Source organism: Pseudomonas kermanshahensis, assembly GCF_014269205.2.
Lineage (GTDB): Bacteria > Pseudomonadota > Gammaproteobacteria > Pseudomonadales > Pseudomonadaceae > Aquipseudomonas > Aquipseudomonas kermanshahensis.
In genome coordinates, this window is the sequence record NZ_JABWRY020000001.1 from 2,916,125 (window position 1) to 2,935,912 (window position 19,788).

Annotated in this window: 14 protein-coding genes; 6 read left to right on the plus strand and 8 right to left on the minus strand. The window is 62.4% G+C overall.

Features of this window, described 5'->3' with window-relative positions; all coding sequences use genetic code 11:
* Positions 1–127: 127 nt before the first annotated feature.
* A complete protein-coding gene (locus HU764_RS13175) occupies positions 128–559 on the minus strand; it encodes a PACE efflux transporter (RefSeq protein ID WP_027596753.1) in 432 nt (143 codons plus the stop codon).
* 336 nt (positions 560–895) lie between these two features.
* Here HU764_RS13175 and HU764_RS27965 point away from each other — a divergent pair, with 336 nt between their 5' ends.
* Positions 896–2,611, plus strand: a complete 1,716-nt coding sequence (locus HU764_RS27965; RefSeq protein ID WP_186702601.1) for a M12 family metallo-peptidase — start codon at positions 896–898, stop codon at positions 2,609–2,611.
* A gap of 99 nt (positions 2,612–2,710) precedes the next feature.
* Here the strand turns inward: HU764_RS27965 and HU764_RS13185 are convergent, their stop codons facing one another.
* Together HU764_RS13185 and HU764_RS13190 are read right to left on the minus strand one after the other, a co-directional pair.
* Positions 2,711–4,012 carry an ATP-binding protein gene (locus tag HU764_RS13185; RefSeq protein WP_186702602.1) on the minus strand — a complete coding sequence of 434 codons (1,302 nt, stop codon included), beginning with the start codon at positions 4,010–4,012 and terminating at the stop codon, positions 2,711–2,713.
* Between the two features lie 6 nt (positions 4,013–4,018).
* Complete coding sequence (locus HU764_RS13190; protein WP_027596751.1) at positions 4,019–4,720, minus strand: response regulator; 702 nt, start codon at positions 4,718–4,720, stop codon at positions 4,019–4,021.
* Positions 4,721–4,877: 157 nt separating this feature from the next.
* Between HU764_RS13190 and HU764_RS13195 the strand changes: the two genes are divergently transcribed.
* From HU764_RS13195 to HU764_RS13215, 5 genes are all read left to right on the plus strand, one after another.
* Positions 4,878–6,065 carry an efflux RND transporter periplasmic adaptor subunit gene (locus HU764_RS13195; RefSeq protein WP_186702603.1) on the plus strand — a complete coding sequence of 396 codons (1,188 nt, stop codon included), beginning with the start codon at positions 4,878–4,880 and terminating at the stop codon, positions 6,063–6,065.
* Between the two features lie 11 nt (positions 6,066–6,076).
* Entirely contained in the window at positions 6,077–9,205 is a 3,129-nt protein-coding gene (locus tag HU764_RS13200) for an efflux RND transporter permease subunit (protein WP_027596749.1), read from the plus strand.
* Between the two features lie 61 nt (positions 9,206–9,266).
* Positions 9,267–9,842 carry a molybdenum cofactor guanylyltransferase MobA gene (gene mobA / locus HU764_RS13205; RefSeq protein ID WP_186702604.1) on the plus strand — a complete coding sequence of 192 codons (576 nt, stop codon included), beginning with the start codon at positions 9,267–9,269 and terminating at the stop codon, positions 9,840–9,842.
* 68 nt (positions 9,843–9,910) lie between these two features.
* Positions 9,911–11,557: an MFS transporter gene (locus tag HU764_RS13210; RefSeq protein WP_186702605.1), complete on the plus strand. Its 1,647-nt coding sequence runs from the start codon at positions 9,911–9,913 to the stop codon at positions 11,555–11,557.
* Complete coding sequence (locus tag HU764_RS13215) at positions 11,557–12,690, plus strand: HlyD family secretion protein (protein ID WP_186676797.1); 1,134 nt, start codon at positions 11,557–11,559, stop codon at positions 12,688–12,690. Before HU764_RS13210 ends, HU764_RS13215 begins: the two co-directional genes overlap by 1 nt.
* A 146-nt stretch (positions 12,691–12,836) precedes the next feature.
* Here the strand turns inward: HU764_RS13215 and HU764_RS13220 are convergent, their stop codons facing one another.
* The 5 genes from HU764_RS13220 to fdnG are packed head-to-tail and all read right to left on the minus strand — an operon-like array spanning position 12,837 to position 19,248.
* Positions 12,837–13,712 carry an AEC family transporter gene (locus HU764_RS13220; protein WP_186676794.1) on the minus strand — a complete coding sequence of 292 codons (876 nt, stop codon included), beginning with the start codon at positions 13,710–13,712 and terminating at the stop codon, positions 12,837–12,839.
* Positions 13,713–13,768: 56 nt separating this feature from the next.
* Positions 13,769–14,671: a formate dehydrogenase accessory protein FdhE gene (gene fdhE / locus HU764_RS13225; RefSeq protein ID WP_186702606.1), complete on the minus strand. Its 903-nt coding sequence runs from the start codon at positions 14,669–14,671 to the stop codon at positions 13,769–13,771.
* Positions 14,668–15,303, minus strand: a complete 636-nt coding sequence (locus HU764_RS13230; protein WP_099429468.1) for a formate dehydrogenase subunit gamma — start codon at positions 15,301–15,303, stop codon at positions 14,668–14,670. The genes fdhE and HU764_RS13230 overlap by 4 nt, the downstream gene beginning before the upstream one ends.
* Positions 15,300–16,184 carry a formate dehydrogenase subunit beta gene (gene fdxH, locus HU764_RS13235; RefSeq protein WP_027596742.1) on the minus strand — a complete coding sequence of 295 codons (885 nt, stop codon included), beginning with the start codon at positions 16,182–16,184 and terminating at the stop codon, positions 15,300–15,302. Before fdxH ends, HU764_RS13230 begins: the two co-directional genes overlap by 4 nt.
* 13 nt (positions 16,185–16,197) lie before the next feature.
* Positions 16,198–19,248 carry a formate dehydrogenase-N subunit alpha gene (fdnG, locus tag HU764_RS13240; RefSeq protein ID WP_081717572.1) on the minus strand — a complete coding sequence of 1,017 codons (3,051 nt, stop codon included), beginning with the start codon at positions 19,246–19,248 and terminating at the stop codon, positions 16,198–16,200.
* Positions 19,249–19,788: the final 540 nt, after the last annotated feature.

The window sequence follows — 19,788 nt, forward strand, 5'->3', positions numbered from 1 at the left end:
CCTCCAGGGCGGGTTAGGTGCACGTACGCGCTAGCCCGCCAAACTGATAATGGCGGTAATAATAATGGCGTTCACGTGCGAGAAGGTGTTCATGGGGTAGGAACTTATCCCGCCGCAGGGCAGCAAGTCAACACTTTGCCTGCTGCGCCGAAAGCGGTACATCGAACACCTTGTCGAACCCCCACTGGAAAACGAACGCATACACGAAGAAGAACACGAACAGCGCCAGGTTGGTCAAGAAGGCCGCCCACAGGCTGACATCGAGCCACCACGCCACCAGCGGCAACAAAATCACTACCAGCCCGCCTTCAAAGCCCAAGGCATGCAAGACCCGGCGCATGAAGGTACGTTCGCGTTGCGGCTGACGCGCCTCCCAACGCTCGAAGCCCCAGTTGAATGCCATGTTCCAGCTCATGGCGATCCCTGACATAAGGACGGACAACACCGCCGATTGAGCCATCCCGGCGCCAAACGCCAGTTCCAGCGCGGGTGCCACGCAGGCAACAGCGATGGCTTCGTAAAGAATGGCCTGGACGATCTTGCGGGCCTTGCCTTGCATGTTCAACTCCCTGAAAAACGATCTGCCAAACGACACGATTTGGCCCACAAGAGTACCAGTGCCGCGTGCGCGGGCAAACCGGCACTGGGGCAGATCGACACCGACAATTTCAATAAGGGCAACCTGCCCGGGTGGACAACGCAGAGACCCTGACCATGATGCCGGTCAAGGCCGACCAGGCGCTGTATAAGGCTAAGCGCAGTGGCAAGGATCGGTTTGTGCTACGCACAGAGCGGCCTCATTATCAACTGCGTTTACCTAGCACTACTGCTAGGCGACAGATCAATGCACAAATTGCTCTGCTATGGGCTAAGGACTTCCATAGGAGCAGGACATGTGAAAACGATCATCAACAAAGCATGGCTGGTTATTGCAGGGTGCGCATTGCTCGCAGCCTGTTCGTCGGTTACACCAACTAAGCGCGAAAACACAAGTACTGCAACACAGCTCTTTACGCTTGAGCCAACACCAGACCGCGCGACATTGAAGAAAAACGCGACCGGGTACTTGGCATCGTTACTGGCGGATCCTGAAAATCAGGAAATCACCTTGATCAAGGCCGACCTGGAGGTCGTCAGCAATACTCATCACGCGCTTGCGGTAACGCTACCGAGTGGTAAAACAGCTCTATTCCAATTGCGCCGTTTCAGTACAATCACCCCTGGCTTTGATGGGTGGATAGGTTACGTGCCCTCGGCCTGGAAGCAGGCGCACCCATCGGTTCCAGGAGAGATCGACTACGATCCGCTCTACGCCCTGTCACTCGTTCGTGTTGGAGAGAAACTGGTGGGCAGGGTATTGGTCGACGGCCAGCCTTATCGAATCGACTCTGTAAGCACGGGACAACATGTGTTGATCAAGGTTGATGAGTCTAACGACCTAACGGATGCAAAGCCGCTGCTGCCGGGGGCGACAGCGTCAAGCAAAGCCAAGGCAGCGACAACCCCCTACAGTGAAATCGACGTGATGTTCGTCACGACAAATCAGCTAAGGGCCAAGAAGCCGAATAACCGCGCTGAACTGACGCAAGCATTGAATGACGCTAATCAGTCCATGCAGGCCAGCCAGACGCCCATTACTTTCCGCTTGGTGGGCTTTTATGATGCTAACTACGATGAAGGCGGAAAAACACTAGGCCAGCAATTTAGCGAACTGACAACAGGTACGCCCACTTCTGCTGACATACTAAAGGAGCGTAATGCGCTACGTGCAGATCTGGTTGTCGTGTACTCTGCCAAGTATGAGCCAGGCTCGAGCGGAATAGGGGTTATCCTCCCAGGAAAAAGCAATGCTGTCACCGCCATCATTTCACAACTTTATAGTCTGACGCATGAACTTGGGCACAATCTGGGTATCCACCATGATCGGTATTCGGATCCCGGCGCGGTGAACCCCAATTACGCTCGCGGATGGACGCACGATATGTACCCAGGCTTCCATACGATAATGGGTTATGGATGTGCTCGAACCAGCCCATGCGCGCCAATCCCCGAATTCTCGGACCCCATGAGGACTCTTATGGGAATTCCATTGGGAGACCCAGCCGCTGGGCACGCTACACGGCGCTTGAACGAAACGCGGGATCAAATAGCCAATATCTATCCCCTCCTGCCAGTGCCTCCGACGTTCAAGAAAATCAGGAGTGTGCAACGTAAGAACGCGAATCTTCCAGCGTGCTTGGCCCAAACAAGAGACGGCATCGCATTTGTGAAGTGTGAAGATGACCCAGGTGAAGCACAAACGCAGCAGCGCTATTGGGAGTATCAAACGGTGGGTATTTACACGTCTATTCGGAATTATTTCGCCACAGGCGAAGGCTGGAAACCGTGCCTGAAATTTGAAATGAATAGCCGCCGCCCAGACTTTGCCAATTGCCCTGCCACCGCGGCGGAAGCACGTCAGGATAAAACTGGGTGGTACCGAACTGCAGGTCAAATTATTTATTCAGACTTACTGCTGTCCGCTTGCCTGACTGCCGAAGAGGGTAACAATACGCCAACAATGGACTTCTGCCGTTCCAACACGAACCAGCAGTGGGAGACCATACCCTGATTTCATAACCCGTGTAGATTCCGTACTACAGGCAATAGATTAGCCTTTGGGATGCACATAGGTAATCGTGGGTTTCACTACAGGGCGGACGCAGCTAGCTTAACTACCCGCAGGCAAACGAATCCTGAACTGCGCCCCGCCCAGCGCCGATTGCGCCACCGTCACTGTGCCACCCTGCCCTTCGATGGCCCGTCGACTGATTGCAAGCCCCAAGCCAAACCCGCCGGTATTGCGGTCACGGCTACGGTCCAACCGGTAGAACGGTTGGAAAATCCGCTCACGCTCCTCGACCGGGATACCAATCCCGTCATCCTCGACCGTCAGCAGGCAGGCACCGTCATCCTCAAGCCGCAACCTCAGCAGCAGGCTTTCGTCGCAATAACGCATCGCGTTGCGCACCAGGTTCTGCACGGCCCGCGCGGTCAACCGGGGGTCGAGCACAAAGCGTGGCAGCTCACGCTCGGCCCGCACTTCCCATTGGATACCACGGCTGTCGAGCTCTTCGGCAAAACTGCCCAGCACGCTGTCTACCAGCTCCAGCAGCGATACCTCGACCCGCTCACGCGCCTGGTCGGCGTTGTACAAACGGCTGTAGGACAACAGCTCCAACACCAGCTCATCCAGTTCACGCACATGGCCGACCAGCTCCAATAGCCGCTTGCGGCTGGCAGCCGGCACTTCGTCGAACAGCAGCACCAGGCCGAAGTCCAGGCGGGTCAGCGGGGTGCGCAGCTCGTGGGACACGGCATTGAGCAGCTCGCGCTGCTGGTTGACATGGCGTTCCAGGTCGCTGGCCATGGTGTCGAACACCCCGGCCAGTTCACCGATGTTGGAATGCGGCGAGATGTGCGTACGCTCGGCCATCTGCCCCTGCCCCAGGCGTCGGGCGGTTTCCTTGAGCCGCTCCAGGTCACGCCAGTGCGGCCACACCCACAGCAGCAGGCAGCCAAGCATGGCTGCACCGATCAACACCGTCACGCCCCAGGACAGCACGTTGATGTCCAGTGGATCAGGCGGCGCATGCAGGCGCACCAGCCAGTCCTTGTCGAGCGGTGCCAGCACCGTCTCGTAATAACCCCAGTCTGCGATGCGCACGGCGTACAAGCCATGTTCCAGCCGGGCCCGTTCATCCGCGCTGAGGTCGGCCTGGTCCATGCGCAGCAGCTTGACCTCAAGCGGTGCGAAGGCATCGGCCAGGTCTCGCTCCACCGCTGGCCACTGCTCTTGCGGGGCCTGGTAGAACTGGCGGACGATCAGCGACTGCACGCCTTTGGTCTGGTCCAGGTTGTACGCCATGAAGCGTTCATGGAACAGGCCGACGATGGAGTCAGGGATGAACAGCAGCGCACCGGCGTAGGCGACGATGATCAGCAGGTACAGGCGCACCAGGATCTTCAGCATGCTCGGTCAGCACTCCCACTCGACACGGCTGAACAGGTAGCCTTTGCCCCACACGGTCTTGATCTTGCGCGCCTCGCCAGCACTGTCGTCGAACTTGCGGCGCAGCTTGGAGATGGCGACGTCCACCGAACGGTCGGTGCCGTTGAACTCAATGCCGCGCAGTTGCTGCAGAATGCGGTCGCGGTTCAGCACTTCGCCCGCGTTGCGCGCCAGCACCACCAGCAAGTTGTACTCGCCGCTGGACAGTTCCACCTCTTCGCCGCGCCAGCTGACGGTGCGCTCGGCCAGGTCGATGCGCAGGCCGCCGATCTGGATCAAATCGCTGTCCAGGCGCGGCTCATTGACGCTGCTGCGGCGCAACAACGTGCGCACACGGGCCAGCAGCACACGGGGCTCGCAGGGCTTGGTCACGTAATCGTCAGCGCCCATTTCCAGGCCCAGCACCTGATCGTGGCTGTCGTCACGGGCGGTCAGCATAAGGATCGGCAAGCTCTGCGATTCCTGGCGCAGCAAGCGGCACAGTTGCAGGCCATCGATGCCAGGCAGCATCAGGTCGAGGATCACCAGGTCAGGCTTTTGCCGGCGAAACGCGTCCAGCACGTGGTCGCCGCGAGCGATCACCTGGACATGGAAATCATTGCGTTGCAGGTAGCTGGCGATCAGTTCGGACAAGGCACTGTCGTCTTCGACCAATAAAAGGTTTGGCATAAGCGCTTTGACACAAGAGGAAGTCCAGGCAGGATATAGAATCCTGCGCCGAGGCAGGACGCTTCTTCACACTTTTTCACACTCGCCCTACAGGTATTAACAGCCACCAAGGGAACGCCTGCCGTAGCATACACCGCGTCATCATCGGAAGATCCGTATGCCTACTAGCCTCCCCCCTCGCCTGCGCCCCGTGGCGCTTCTGGCGTTTCTGAGCATATCCCTGGCCGGCTGTGGCGACAGCGCCGAGCAGGACGAAAAAGAGCCCACCCCGCAGGTGCGCGTCGAAACCCTGCAACTGCAGCCGCTGGCCATCAGCAGCGAACTCAGCGGCCGTATCCTGGCACCGCGGACTGCGGAGGTGCGCGCACGTGTAGCTGGCGTGGTGCTCAAGCGGGTCTACCGCGAGGGCAGCGACGTCAAGCAAGGCGACGTGCTGTTCCTCATCGACCCGGCGCCGTTCAAGGCCGACCACGACAGCGCCCGCGCCACCCTGGCCAAGGCCCAGGCCAACCTGTATCAAGCGCGCCTGCAAGAGCAACGCTACCGCGAGCTGGTCGACGACAAGGCCGTGAGCCGCCAGGAATACGACAATGCCCGGGCCAGCTTCCTGCAGGCTGATGCCGAGGTCGCCGAGGCCAAGGCTGCCCTGGAGCGCGCCCGCCTTAACCTGGGTTATGCCACGGTGACCGCGCCGATTTCCGGGCGCATTGGCCGCGCACTGGTGACCGAAGGTGCACTGGTCGGGCAGAACGAGACCACACCCCTGGCCACCATCCAGCAACTGGACCCGATTCATGCCGACGTTACCCAGTCGACCCGCGAGCTCAACGCCCTGCGCCGTGCCCTGCGAGCCGGCGAGCTGCAACAGGTCGGCGACGGCCAGGCTCGCGCCACGCTGATTCAGGACGACGGCAGCGCCTACCCGCTGCCCGGCAAGCTGCTGTTCTCTGACATCAGCGTCGACCCGAGCACCAACCAGATCACACTGCGCAGCGAGTTCCCCAATCCAGACCTCGACCTGCTGCCGGGCAGCTATGTGCGCGTGCGCCTGGAGCAAGCGGTGCAGCCAAAAGGCCTCAGCGTGCCGCAGCGCGCAATCCTCCGCGACAGCGCCGGTGTGCCGAAAGTGCTGGTGGTCGACCCGCAGGCCCGCGTCAGCGACCGTCAGGTCGTGCTGGGCAGCGCCCAGGGCGACCGCTGGGTGGTCAGCGAAGGCCTGGCGCCGGGTGAACAAGTGGTTATCGAAGGCCTGCAACACGTCAAGGCCGGCGACCAGGTGCAGGTCGAAGCGAGCCAGGGCTCAGCGCCCGGCGCGCCGCCCATCGCACAGCACAACCGCCAGTGAGGGGCTGATTGATGCCGCACTTTTTCATTGACCGCCCGGTGTTCGCCTGGGTAGTCGCGTTGTTCATCCTGCTTGCCGGCGCCTTGGCCATTCCGCAATTGCCGGTGGCCCAGTACCCCAACGTGGCCCCGCCGCAAGTGGAAATCTACGCCGTGTACCCAGGCGCCTCGGCGGCGACCATGGACGAGAGCGTGGTCAGCCTGATCGAGCAGGAACTCAACGGCGCCGACAACCTGCTGTATTTCGAGTCGCAAAGCAGCCTGGGCAGCGCCACCATCACCGCCACCTTCGAACCTGGTACGCACCCGGACCTGGCCCAGGTCGATGTGCAGAACCGCCTCAAGGTGGTTGAGTCGCGCCTGCCGCGCCCCGTGACCCAGCAGGGCCTGCAGGTGGAGAAGGTGTCCACCGGCTTCCTGCTGCTGGCCACCCTGACGTCGGAGGACGGCAAGCTCGACGAAACCGCCCTGTCGGATATTCTCGCGCGCAACGTGATGAACGAGATCCGCCGCCTGAAGGGCGTCGGCAAGGCTCAGCTGTATGGTTCTGAGCGTGCCATGCGGATCTGGATCGACCCGAGCAAGCTGATCGGTTTCAACCTCACGCCTAACGATGTGGCTGATGCCATCGCCGCGCAAAACGCCCAGGTCGCCCCAGGCAGTATTGGTGACCTGCCCGCCCGCGGCACCCAGGAAATCACCGCCAACGTGCTGGTCAAGGGCCAGCTGAGCACGCCAGAGGAGTTCGCGGCCATTGTCCTGCGCGCCAACGCGGACGGCTCCACGGTGACTGTCGGCGATGTCGCCCGGGTCGAGATCGGCGCCCAGGAGTACCAGTACGGCACGCGCCTTAACGGCAAACCCGCAACCGCATTCAGCGTACAGCTGGCCCCCGGCGCCAACGCCATGGAAACCGCCGACCTGGTGCGGGCCAAGATGCAGGAGTTGTCGCGCTACTTCCCGGAAGGCGTCAAATACGACATCCCGTATGACACCTCGCCCTTCGTCAAAGTGTCGATCCAGCAGGTGATCAACACGCTGTTCGAAGCCATGCTGCTGGTGTTCGCGGTGATGTTCCTGTTCCTGCAGAACCTGCGCTACACGCTGATCCCGACCCTGGTAGTGCCGGTGGCGCTGATGGGCACCTTCGCCGTGATGCTGGCCATGGGCTTCTCGGTCAACGTGCTGACCCTGTTCGGTATGGTCCTGGCCATTGGCATTCTGGTCGACGACGCCATCGTGGTGGTGGAAAACGTCGAGCGGATCATGGCCGAAGAAGGCCTGCCGCCCAAGGAAGCCACGCGCAAGGCCATGGGCCAGATCAGCGGGGCGATTGTCGGCATTACCCTGGTGCTGGTGGCCGTGTTCCTGCCGATGGCCTTCATGAAAGGGTCGGTGGGCGTGATCTACCAGCAGTTCTCGGTGTCCATGGCGGTGTCGATCCTGTTCTCGGCGTTTCTCGCCCTGAGCCTGACCCCAGCACTGTGCGCGACTTTGCTCAAACCGTTGGGCAAAGGCGAGCACCACGAGCGCAAGGGCTTCTTCGGCTGGTTCAACCGACGCTTCGACAGCATGAGCAACGGCTATCAGCGCTGGGTGGTGCAAGCGCTCAAGCGCAGCGGTCGCTACCTGCTGGTGTACGGCGTGCTGCTGGCCGTGCTGGGCTATGGCTTCAGCCAACTGCCCACGGCGTTCTTGCCCACCGAAGACCAGGGCTACACCATCACCGACATCCAGCTGCCGCCAGGCGCCAGCCGCATGCGCACCGAGCAAGTAGCGGCGCAGATCGAAGCGCACAACGCAGAGGAACCCGGTGTCGGCAACACCACGCTGATCCTCGGCTTCAGCTTCTCTGGCAGTGGGCAGAACGCGGCACTGGCGTTCACCACGCTCAAGGATTGGTCCGAGCGCGGTGCCGATGACAGCGCCCAGTCGATTGCCGACCGCGCCACGATGGCCTTCACTCAGCTCAAGGACGCCGTGGCCTACGCCGTGCTGCCACCGCCCATCGATGGCCTGGGCGAGTCGACCGGTTTTGAGTTCCGTCTGCAGGACCGTGGCGGCATGGGCCACACCGCGCTGATGGCCGCCCGCGATGCGTTGCTGGCGGGTGCAGGCAAAAGCAAGGTGCTGACCAACGTGCGCGAAGCGTCGCTGGCCGAAAGCCCGCAGGTGCAACTGGAAATCGACCGTCGCCAGGCCAATGCCCTGGGGGTGTCGTTCGCCGACATCGGCGCGGTGCTGGATACCGCCGTCGGCTCCAGCTACGTCAACGACTTCCCCAATCAGGGCCGTATGCAACGGGTGGTGGTGCAAGCCGAAGGCGACCAGCGTAGCCAGGTCGAAGACCTGCTGAAAATCCATGTGCGCAACAGCAGTGGCAAGATGGTGCCGCTGGCGGCCTTCGTCCAGGCGAAGTGGGTCAGCGGCCCGGTGCAGCTGACCCGCTACAACGGTTACCCGGCGGTGTCGATCTCCGGTGAACCGGCGGCAGGCTACAGCTCGGGTGAAGCCATGGCCGAAGTCGAGCGCCTGGTGGCGCAACTGCCTGCCGGCGCAGGCCTGGAATGGACCGGCCTGTCGCTGCAGGAGCGGCTGTCCGGCAGCCAGGCGCCGATCCTGATGGCGTTGTCACTGCTGGTGGTGTTCCTGTGCCTGGCTGCGTTGTACGAGAGCTGGTCGATCCCCACCGCCGTACTGCTGGTGGTGCCGCTTGGGGTACTCGGTGCGGTGCTGGCAGTCACCCTGCGGGGCATGCCCAATGACGTGTTCTTCAAGGTCGGCCTGATCACCCTGATCGGCCTGTCGGCCAAGAACGCGATCCTCATCATCGAGTTCGCCAAGAGTTTGGTGGACCAGGGTGTCGATGCCGTCGATGCCGCGGTACAAGCCGCCCGCCTGCGTCTGCGGCCGATTGTGATGACCTCGCTGGCATTCATCCTCGGCGTGGTGCCCCTGGCGATCGCCACCGGCGCCAGCTCGGCCAGCCAGCAGGCGATTGGCACGGGTGTGATCGGCGGCATGCTCAGCGCCACCCTGGCGGTGGTGTTCGTGCCGGTGTTCTTCGTCGTGGTGATGCGCCTGGCCGGGCGCGGTCGCGGCGCTAAAGCCGAGGCGACTCCAGCGCTTGACGCACGCTGACTGGACAAGCACCGCATGACATGGGAGGGTTCCTGGCATTGACTGCCCGGAACCCTTTTTCATGCCTGATGCCCTGCCCCCCTGCTCCATTCTCATCCTCGCCGGTGGCCGCGGCCAACGCATGGGCGGCCGCGACAAGGGGTTACTGGCCTGGCAAGGCGAGCCATTGGTGGCGCATGTGCAACGCGTGGTACGCCCGCTGAGCGATGACCTGATCATTTCCTGCAACCGCAACCAGGACGCCTATCGAGCCTATGCTGACCAGTTGGTGGGCGATGCAGCCCCCGATTTCCCTGGGCCGTTGGCCGGGGTGATCGCAGGCCTGGCGGCGGCGCGGCACGCATGGGTGGTGGTGCTGGCCTGCGATGCACCGCTGATTGATCGGCCGTTGATCGAGGACCTGCTGCGGCTGGCGGTGGCCGGCGACAGTGCGGCGATGGTGCGCCAGGCAGGCTACTGGCAGCCGATGTTCAGTGTGCTGCCGCGCAAGGTGTTGCCGGTGCTGGAGCAGGCGTGGGCGGCCAATGAGCGAAGCTTGCAGAAGGCCCTGCTGAAAGGGGCTGTGCAAGCGCTGGTGTGTGCCGAGGATGATCCGCGTTTGAGCAACTTCAATAGCCCGGAAACACTGCAAAACTGACGCACGCCGCACGGCAAACTTGAGCCCAGACGGTGTTAATGCCCCAGCCCCTCACGTAAAGTCTGCCCATGGACAAATACGCCCCCCGCCAGTGGCTCCCCCACGAAAAACCCAGCCTGCCCGGATCGCCGTCCACGCCTTTGCACTCGCCCGCCAAACGCCTGGCCTTTGGCCTGGTGGGCCTGTTGGTGGCGATCACCGGTGGGTTGGGTAACGCGCTGGTAACAGCCAACCTGGTGTTCCTGCAGGGTGCGCTGGGGGCGACCACCGCCGAAATGGCCTGGCTGCCGGCCGCCTATGTGATGACCAACGTGTCCATCAACCTGCTGCTGGTCAAGTTTCGCCAGCAGTTCGGCCTGCGTGCCTTCACCGAAGTGTTCCTGGTGCTTTATGCGCTGGTCACCTTTGGCCACCTGTTCGTCAATGACATCAACTCGGCAATTGCCGTTCGCGCCGCCCATGGCATGGTTGGCGCCGCGCTGAGTTCGCTGGGCCTGTACTACATGATCCAGGCGTTCCCCGCGCAGTGGCGGCTCAAGGCCATGGTGCTGGGCCTGGGCGCCTCGCAATTGGCCTTGCCGCTGGCGCGGCTGTTCTCTGAAGACTTGCTGCAGATCGCCGAATGGCGCGGGCTATACCTGTTCGAACTCGGCTTGGCGTTGGCCGCACTGGGCTGCGTGCTGATGCTCAAGTTGCCACCGGGCGACCGCTTCAAGACCTTCGAGCCGCTGGATTTTCTCACCTTCACCCTGATGGCCAGCGGCACCGCCCTGCTCTGCGCCGCGCTGTCGCTGGGGCGCATTGACTGGTGGCTGGACACGCCCTGGATCGGTGTGGCACTGGCCGCGTCGATTGGCCTGATATTCAGTGGGCTGGCCATCGAGCACAATCGCCAGAACCCGCTGCTGATGACCCGCTGGCTGGGCAGCGGCACGATCATCCGCCTGGCCCTGTGCGTGATTCTGATCCGCATGGTCACCTCGGAGCAGTCCACCGGCGCGGTCGGTTTTCTGCAAGTGTTGAACATGGGCAGCGAGCAGATGCGCACGCTGTACGCGATCATGTTGTTGGGTGCAGTGGCGGGCCTGGCAACCAGCGCCCTGACCATCGACCCCAAGCACCTGGTGATCCCGTTGCTGGTGTCGCTGCTGGCGATGGCCACCGGGGCGTTCATGGACAGCAGTTCAAGCAACCTCACGCGCCCGGCGCAGATGTACCTGAGCCAGTTCCTGCTGGCCTTCGGCAGCACGTTCTTCCTGGGCCCGTCGATGGCCCTGGGCATCAGCCATGTGCGCGCCAACCCGCGCAACCTGGTGAGCTTTTCGGTGCTGTTCGGCATCTGCAACAACCTCGGCGGCCTGATTGGCGCGGCGCTGCTCGGCACCTTCCAGACTTGGCGCGAGAAATTCCACTCCAGCCACCTGATGGACCGCCTCAGCTACCTCGAACCCCTGGTCAACGCCCGGGTGCAAAGCGGCGGTGGCGGCTATGCCGGCCTCCTTGCCGACCCCGCGCTGCGCAGCGAGGCCGGCATGCGCGTGCTGGCCAGTGCGGCCACCCGCGAGGCCAACGTGATGGCCTACAACGATGTGTTCATGCTGATCGGCAGCATCGCTATCCTGACCATGATCTGGATCTGCATCCGCAGCACCTGGCTCTGGTACACGGCCCGCAAGGCCACCTTCCCTGACTCTAGCCGCGGCGCGCCTACCTGATGACCGACGAAACCCGCACGACCACCACCACTGCCCTTGCTGAAACTCCAGAGGGCACGCCGCCGCCCAGTGAACCGACCAGCCCGGTACGCTCGCGCCGGATGCGCATCCTGTCGTCGATCAGTTTTGCCTGTGTGGCCCTGGCCGGCATCCTGCTGGTGCTCTACGCCTGGCGCCTGCCCCCGTTCGGCAGCGCCATCGAGAGCACCGAAAACGCACTGGTGCGCGGCCAGGTGACGATCATCGGCCCGCAACTGAGTGGTTATATCGTCGATGTGCCGGTGCATGACTTCCAGTTCGTCAAGGCAGGCGACCTGCTGGTGCAACTGGACGACCGCATCTATAAGCAACGCCTGGCCCAGGCCATCGCCCAGTTGCAACAGCAGCAGGCGGCACTGGCCAATAACCTGCAGCAACGCAACAGCGCCGAAGCCACCATTGCCCAGCGCCAGGCGGCCATCGGCGATGCAACGGCCCAGGCGGCCAAGGCCAAGGCCGACCTCAGCCGTAACCAGGCGCTGGTCAGCGACGGTTCGGTGTCGCGCCGCGAGCTGGACCTTGCCCGTGCCAGCCAGGCGGCTGCTGTCGCCAGCCTGGCTCAGGCCAAGGCTGCCCTGGAAATCGCCCGGCAGGACCGGGAAACCGTGGTGGTCAACCGGGCCGCGTTGCAGGCCTCGGTGGAAAATGCCAAGGCCGCCGTCGAGCTCGCCCGTATCGACCTCGACAACACCCGCGTGACCGCCCCACGTGATGGCCAGCTGGGGCAGATCGGCACGCGCCTGGGGGCCTACGTGAATTCCGGTGCGCAACTGATGGCGCTGGTGCCTGATACCCTGTGGGTAATCGCCAACATGAAGGAAACCCAGATGGCCGCGGTGCGCATCGGCCAGCCGGTGAGTTTCACCGTGGATGCGCTGAACCACCAGAAGCTGTACGGCCATGTGCAGCAGATTTCGCCGGCCACCGGCTCCGAATTCGCCCTGCTGCAGGCCGACAACGCCACCGGCAACTTCGTCAAGATTGCCCAGCGGATCCCGGTGCGCATCACCGTGGATGCCGACCAGCCAGAGGCGAAGCGGTTGCGGCCAGGGATGTCGGTGGTGGTCAGCATCGACACCCGGGATGCGCAGTAAAGTCCAACTTGCCTGCGCTGCAATATGTGGGGCTGCTGTGCAGCCCATCGCCGGCAAGCCAGCTCCCACAGGTGCGGCGCTAGACTGGGAGGCTACATCGTTCGGGTGGGAGCTGGCTTGCCAGCGATGAGCCGCGTAGCGGCCTCCTACATCCACCCCGCCAGCACAATCGGCAGCCAGGCGAATGACAGCACCGTTGAACACATCACCAGGTTCGCCACCTGCTCCGGCGAGCGGTTGGCGCGCACGGCCATGAGGTAATTGAACACCGCCACCGGCATCGCCGATTGCACCATCAATACCGCACGCTCCAGCGTATCCATGCCCAAGGCCACGCCAACCGCCCACCCCACCCCCGCGCCCAGGCCGATGCGCAAACCACCCAGCAGCATCCCGCTGCCCACATGGCGCAGGCGAATGCTGGCCAGCGAAACGCCCAGGGTCAGTAGCATCAGCGGGATGGTCATACCGCCGAGCAGGTTCACCGTGTTGGCCAACCAACGCGGCAATTCGAAATCCAGAAAGATGATGGGCATCGCACCCGCCAGGCTGATCACAATGGGGTTGCGGACCAGCGCCTTGAACGAAGCTGCCGTGCCGGAGATGGCCATGCCGACCGTGAACTGCACGATCGACAGGGTCAGGAAAAACGCCACCGCCAGGGCCAGGCCGTGCTCGCCGAAGGCATACAGGCTGATCGGCAGGCCCATGTTGCCGGTGTTGGGAAACATGAACGCCGGCAGTAGCACACGCCAGTGTTGCCCCGAGGCACGGCTGACCAGCAGGCCTGCCAGGGCCATGCCCAACGTGCACAACAGGCAGGCCAGCGCCATGCTGGTAAATGCCGTCGGGTCCAGTTCCGTGCGGCTCAAGGTCGACAGTACCAGCGACGGTGTGCCGACCGTCATCACCAGCCTGGCGATGAACTCAGTGGGGTAGTCCAAGCCTTTGCGGGCCCAGGCAAAACCAATGCCGGCAACGATGAACACAGGTGCCAGAACGGCGAACAACGATGCCAGCATGAGCCTTACCTTCCTGGTGTGCGAAAGGCGTCAGTATGCCGCAGTCCTACGCTGCTTCAACCCGGAAACATAAATGGGTTGAGACTGCTACGGGCAAAGCCTTGCCCTTCAAGCTCGGCATCCAACTGCAAGGAGGCCAGGTCATCGGCGACAGGCTCCAGTGCCGGGTCGTGCTCGTAATAAAAGGCCTTCAGGTAGCTTTCGCAGTCACCGCAGCTTTCCGCCTTGACCGCACTGTCCTGACGCTCCAGCGACCAATAGTCCAGCTTACCGGTGTGCTCGCAGTTGCTGCACTTTACCCGCACCATGTGCCAGCGACTCTCGCACAACCCGCAATGCAGGTAGCGCAGCCCAGCACGCTTGCCAGTGAGGATGACGCTGGCCACCGGCGCGCTGGCGCACACTGGGCAGAACTGGCGATGCTCGCCCACTGCCGCATGCGCATGCGCCGGCAAGGCCGCAGCCAGTTGCACGAAGTACAGCCCCAGGGCGGCCCACAAAAACACCGCCTCGCCGCTGTTCACCTTGCCATATTGGCCCCGCAGCAAGTCTTGGGCGCAGGCTTCGCGCTGATCGGCGCTCAGCGCGGCGAGCCTGTCCAGGGCCGCGCATACCGGGTCGCTGGCTTCAGTGCGCAGGTCCTCGAGCAGATGCTCGAGCATTTGCTGCCAGTAACCTGAGTGCAACTGCGTCGATAATGGCGCCTCAGCGCCCAGCCGCTCAGTCAGAGCCTCAAGCACGTTGGCCGGCACGGGAAAATGATCGAGCAAACGCTGCTGGGCCTGCGCGATGGTGGCGGCGAACTCCAGATAGTCGGCGTGCTCATGCCCCTGTGCCAAGTGACGCAAACGCGCCGCGCGCTTGGCGAAGTGCTGGTCCAGTTGCGGCAACAACAAGGCGCTGATGGTGCCCACGCCCCCGGTGGGCTGCTCGACAGCCGTCAGTTTGATGCTGCTCATTTCTTCTCGCTCTTGCTGTTGATCTGCTGATACCAGCGATCGTGGTGCGACTTGGCCCAACTGCGTGAGACATAGCCGGTGATCATGCCGCGAATCGAACCTTTCACCCAGAACGCCAGGTACGCATGGCCGATGATCAACAGGATCAGCGAGATGCCTGCCAGTGCGTGGGTAAACAAGGCAATCCGAATCAGCGGGATGCTGAAGTAGTCGGCAAACCACGGCCGCCAGATGATCACGCCACTGAGCATCAGCAAGGTGATCAGGCCCATGATCCCCCAGAACAGGATCTTCTGACCGGCGTTGTATTTGCCGATGCGCAGCGGCTGGCTATGGTCGCCTGCCAACACGCGCTTGACGTTGCGAAACCAGATGCCGTCTTCACGCTCGGGCAGGTTGTACCTGACGAAGCGCACGAACAGGAACATCAGCACCACGAACACCACCACCCCGAAAAACGGGTGAAGGATGCGCGCCAGCTGCGGTGTGCCAAACACGCCATTCAGCCAGTTCAACGACGGGAAAAACCACGACAGCCCCGACATCGCCACCAGGAAGAAGCAGATGACCATGAACCAGTGGCTGGCCCGGTCGATGAAGCGCGTGCGCAGAATCAATCGGTCCTTGTTCATACCAGGGTCTCCTTGTCGTCTTCCTCGACTTCGTTGGGGCCAACGCCGATGTAGTGGAACACCGTGCCCGCCAGGGTGGCGAAGAATGCCGCGGCGGCTACCGGTTTGAGCCAGCCTTTCCAGCCCTCGATCGCACTGCTGATACGCGGGTCTGGGTTGAGCTTGTGGTACAGCTGCGGCTTGTCGGCGTGTTGCAGCACGTAGAACACATGGGTGCCACCGACGGCCTGCGGGTCGTAAATGCCGGCACCGGCGAAGCCGCGGCCTTGCAGTTCACTCACGCGTTCTTCGGCCTGCACCAGCATGTCAGCCTTGCTGCCGAAGTTGATCGCGCCGGTCGGGCAGGTTTTCACGCAGGCCGGTTCCTGGCCGACGCTGACCCGATCAACGCACAACGTGCACTTGTAAGCCTTGTTGTCCTTCTTGCTGATGCGCGGTACATCGAACGGGCACCCGGCCACGCAGTAGCCGCAGCCGATGCAATGCTCGGACTGGAAATCGACGATACCGTTGGCGTACTGGATGATCGCCCCCGGTTGCGGGCACGCCTTGAGGCAGCCCGGGTCGGCGCAATGCATGCAGCCATCCTTGCGGATCAGCCACTCCAGCTTGCCGCTTTCGTCCTGGTGCTCGTCAAACCGCATCAGCGTCCAGGTGTCTGGCGTGAGGTCGGCCGGGTTGTCGTACACGCCGACGTTGTGGCCTACCTCGTCACGCAGGTCGTTCCATTCGTTGCAGGCCACTTGGCAGGCCTTGCAGCCGATGCAGATGCTGACGTCGATCAGCTTGGCCACCTCGGCCTGGTGATCGCGGGCACGCGGCGCGGGGGTGAAGGCGTTGGTCGCCGAACGGCGAATGATGTCTTGGGATTGCAGGGACATGTGCGTCGCTCCGTCAGGCCTTTTCCACGTTCACCAGGAACGCCTTGTATTCCGGGGTATTGGTGTTGGAGTCACCCACCCCCGGGGTCAGCGTGTTGGCCAGGAAGCCTTTGCGGGTGGCACCTTCGAAGCCCCAGTGGCACGGGATGCCGATGGTGTCGACCATCTGGCCGGCGACCTCTAACCGCTGGACCCGCTTGGTCACTACCGCCTTGGCCTTGATGTAGCCGCGCTTGGTGCTGACCCGCACCAAGTCGCCCTGGACGATGCCTTTTTCCTTGGCCAGCACTTCGCCGATCTCGATGAACTGCTCGGGCTGGATGATTGCGTTGAGCCGCGAATGCTTGGTCCAGTGACGGAACAACTCGGTGATCGAGTAGGTGGTGGCCACGTAAGGGAACTCCTCACGGCTGCCCATCCGCGCACGGTCGCTTTCGTACAGGCGTGCGGTCGGGCTCTTGCTGACATTGGGGTGCAGCGGGTTGGACGCCAGTGGGCTTTCGATCGGTTCGTAATGCTCAGGGAACGGCCCATCGTTCATGGCGCCAACCGAGAACAACCGGCCTACCCCTTCGGGCAGCATGATGAACGGGTTGACGTTGCTGCCTGGCGCGGCGGTTACCGGATAGTCCGGGACATCGCTGCCGCTCCAGCGGCTGCCATCCCAGGCAATGATCTGGCGCTTCGGGTCCCAGGCGTTGCCCTGCGGATCGGCCGAGGCACGGTTGTAAAGAATGCGCCGATTCTGCGGCCAGGCCCACGCCCAACCTGGGGTGCAGCCCAGGCCGCTGTCAGCGTTGTCGCGGCGGGCCATCTGGTTGCCGGCCTCGGTCCAGGAGCCGGCGAACACCCAGTTGAAGCAGGCGGTGCTGCCGTCATCGCGCAATTGGGCGAAGTTGTCCAGCAACTGGCCTTTGCGCAGCACCAGGTTGCCCTTGTCGTCATGCAGGTCCGCCAGGGCGTAGCCGTTGGACTCTTTGGCGACTTCTTCTGGCTCTGGATCGTAGGGGTTCTTGTAGTCCCAGGCCATGTTCAACACAGGCTCGGGGCATACGCCGCCCTCGTCGCGGTACAGCTCGCGCAGCTTCATGAACAGGTGGCCAAGGATCTTGCCATCGTGCCAGGCCTCACCGGGCGGGGCCGCCCCGGCCCAGTGCCATTGCAGCCAGCGGCTGGAGTTGACGATCGAGCCGTTTTCCTCGGCAAAGCAGCTGGAAGGCAGGCGGAAGACCTCGGTCTGGATCGCCGCGGGGTCGACGTCGTTGGACTCTCCGTGGTTCTGCCAGAAGCTCGACGTCTCGGTCGCCAGCGGGTCGATGATTACCAGGAACTTGAGCTTGGCCAAGGCCTCGGCGGCCTTGTTCTTGTCCGGGAAGGCCGCGATCGGGTTGAAGCCCTGGGCAATGTAGCCGTTGACCTTGCCTTCATACATGCGGTTGGAATAGTTGAGTACGTCGTAGCTGTCGTCCCACTTGGGCAACCAGTCGAAGCCCCAGTTGTTCTCAGGGGTGGCCTTGTCGCCCCACAGGCTCTTCATCAGGCTGATGAAAAATTTGGGCGTGTGCTGGTAGTAGTTGACCTGCCCGGGCAGCTGGGCGCTGGGCGTGGTTTCTTTCAGGTAGGTCTCGACCGTGGTCTGGTTGTCGGACGGCAGGTTCATATAACCCGGCAGGCGTTGCGACAGCAGCCCCAGGTCGGTGTAGCCCTGGATGTTGGAGTGCCCGCGCAGGGCGTTGACGCCGCCACCAGCCATGCCGATGTTGCCCAGCAGCAGTTGGATCATGCCCGAGCCGCGAATCATCTGGGCGCCCGTGGTGTGGTGGGTCCAGCCCAGGGCATAGAGGAAGGTGGCGGTCTTGTCCGGTGCGCTGGTGCTGGCAAGGATTTCGCAGATCTGCAGGAAGTCGTCCTTTGGCGTACCGCACAGCTCGCTGACCCGCTCCGGGGTGTAGCGGCTCACATGCTGCTTGAGCAGGTTGTACACGCAGCGCGGGTGGCTGAGCGTCACGTCACGTTTGGCAAAGCCCTGCTCGTCGAGTTCATAGGCCCACGAGCTGCGATCGTAGCGCCGGGTGTTGGCGTCGTAGCCGCTGAACAGGCCGTCGTCGAAACTGTAGTCGCTGCGCACGATCAGGCTGGCATTAGTGTAGGCGCGCACGTACTCGTGCTGGATACGGTCATGGCTGATCAGGTAGTTGACCACCCCCATCAGGAAGGTGATGTCGGAGCCTGCGCGAATGGGCGAATACAGGTCGGCCACTGCAGCGCTGCGGTTGAAGCGCGGGTCGACGACGATCACCTTGGCACCGTTGCGGATCTTCGCCTCGATCACCCATTTGAAGCCTACCGGGTGCGCCTCGGCGGGGTTGCCGCCCATGATCAGTACGACGTTGGCATTCTTGATGTCCACCCAGTTGTTGGTCATGGCGCCACGGCCAAAGGTGGGTGCCAGCGCCGACACCGTCGGGGCGTGGCAAACCCGCGCCTGGCTGTCGGTACCGAGGATACCCAGGGCGCGGGTAAAGCGCTGGTCGAGCGAGCCGGTTTCGCTGCTGGCCGCCGAAGAACACAGCATGCCGGTGGACAGCCAACGATTGACGGTAACGCCCTTGGCGTTTTTCTCGATGAAGTTGGCGTCGCGGTCAGCCTTCATCAGCCGGGCGATGCGCTCGATGGCATGGTCCCAGGTGATCCGCTGCCACGTGTCCGAGCCTGGCGCGCGGTACTCCGGGTACAGCAGGCGCTGTTCGCTGTGGATGTAGTCCACCAGCCCTGCCCCTTTCGGGCACAGCGAACCTCGGCTGACCGGGTGGTCCGGGTCGCCTTCGATGTGGAAGATGCGTGCCTTGGCGTTTTTCGCGCCGTCGCCCAGGCTGTACATGAGGATGCCGCAGCCTACCGAGCAGTAGGTGCAGTTGTTGCGGGTCTCTTTGGCGCGCAACAGCTTGTATTGGCGTGACTGGCTGGCATTGGCCACTGCCGGGGCAAAGCCCAGCGACACGGTGGTCGCTGCCGCCGCACCGGCCGTGCACAGTTTGAAAAATTGTCGTCTGCCAAGTGCCATGGGATCTCCTCATCTCGGCCCGGTTAAATACCGGGCACACAGGCGTTACTTATCAACGGGTGTTATCGGCTGGTCGTTCTAATTCGGTGACGGGCACAAGCCAGGGGCAATAGAAATCTACAGCGCGTTATAAAAACGCAACTTCTTTTGCAACTACTAAATGGACAGCGGCATCACACGTTTATCAAGGCGCCCCTTGCGGGCCGCGCCCGCCATTGTAGTGGCAGGATGCCGCAGGGACCAATTGAGCGGCTTGATTGCTTGATAAGTTCTGTCGATCAACAGGCTGATACGGTAATTAATTACGTACCTGTATTGATCCAGATCAATAAATACTCACTGCCCGCCGCCAAAACAATGAATCAATACGACTAAAGTTATTTTTCTGTACAAATTATTATTAAGCGGGCGAATTAAGCCTGTACGTCGCGACGCCCTGCGGCGTCTCGTCGCAGGCCAATGCCCCTTGGGCAAAAGGTTGCAAGCACGTAGAATCGCGGTTCCTTTTCGCCCGTCGCCTTGAACGGTGGCAACCGGCAG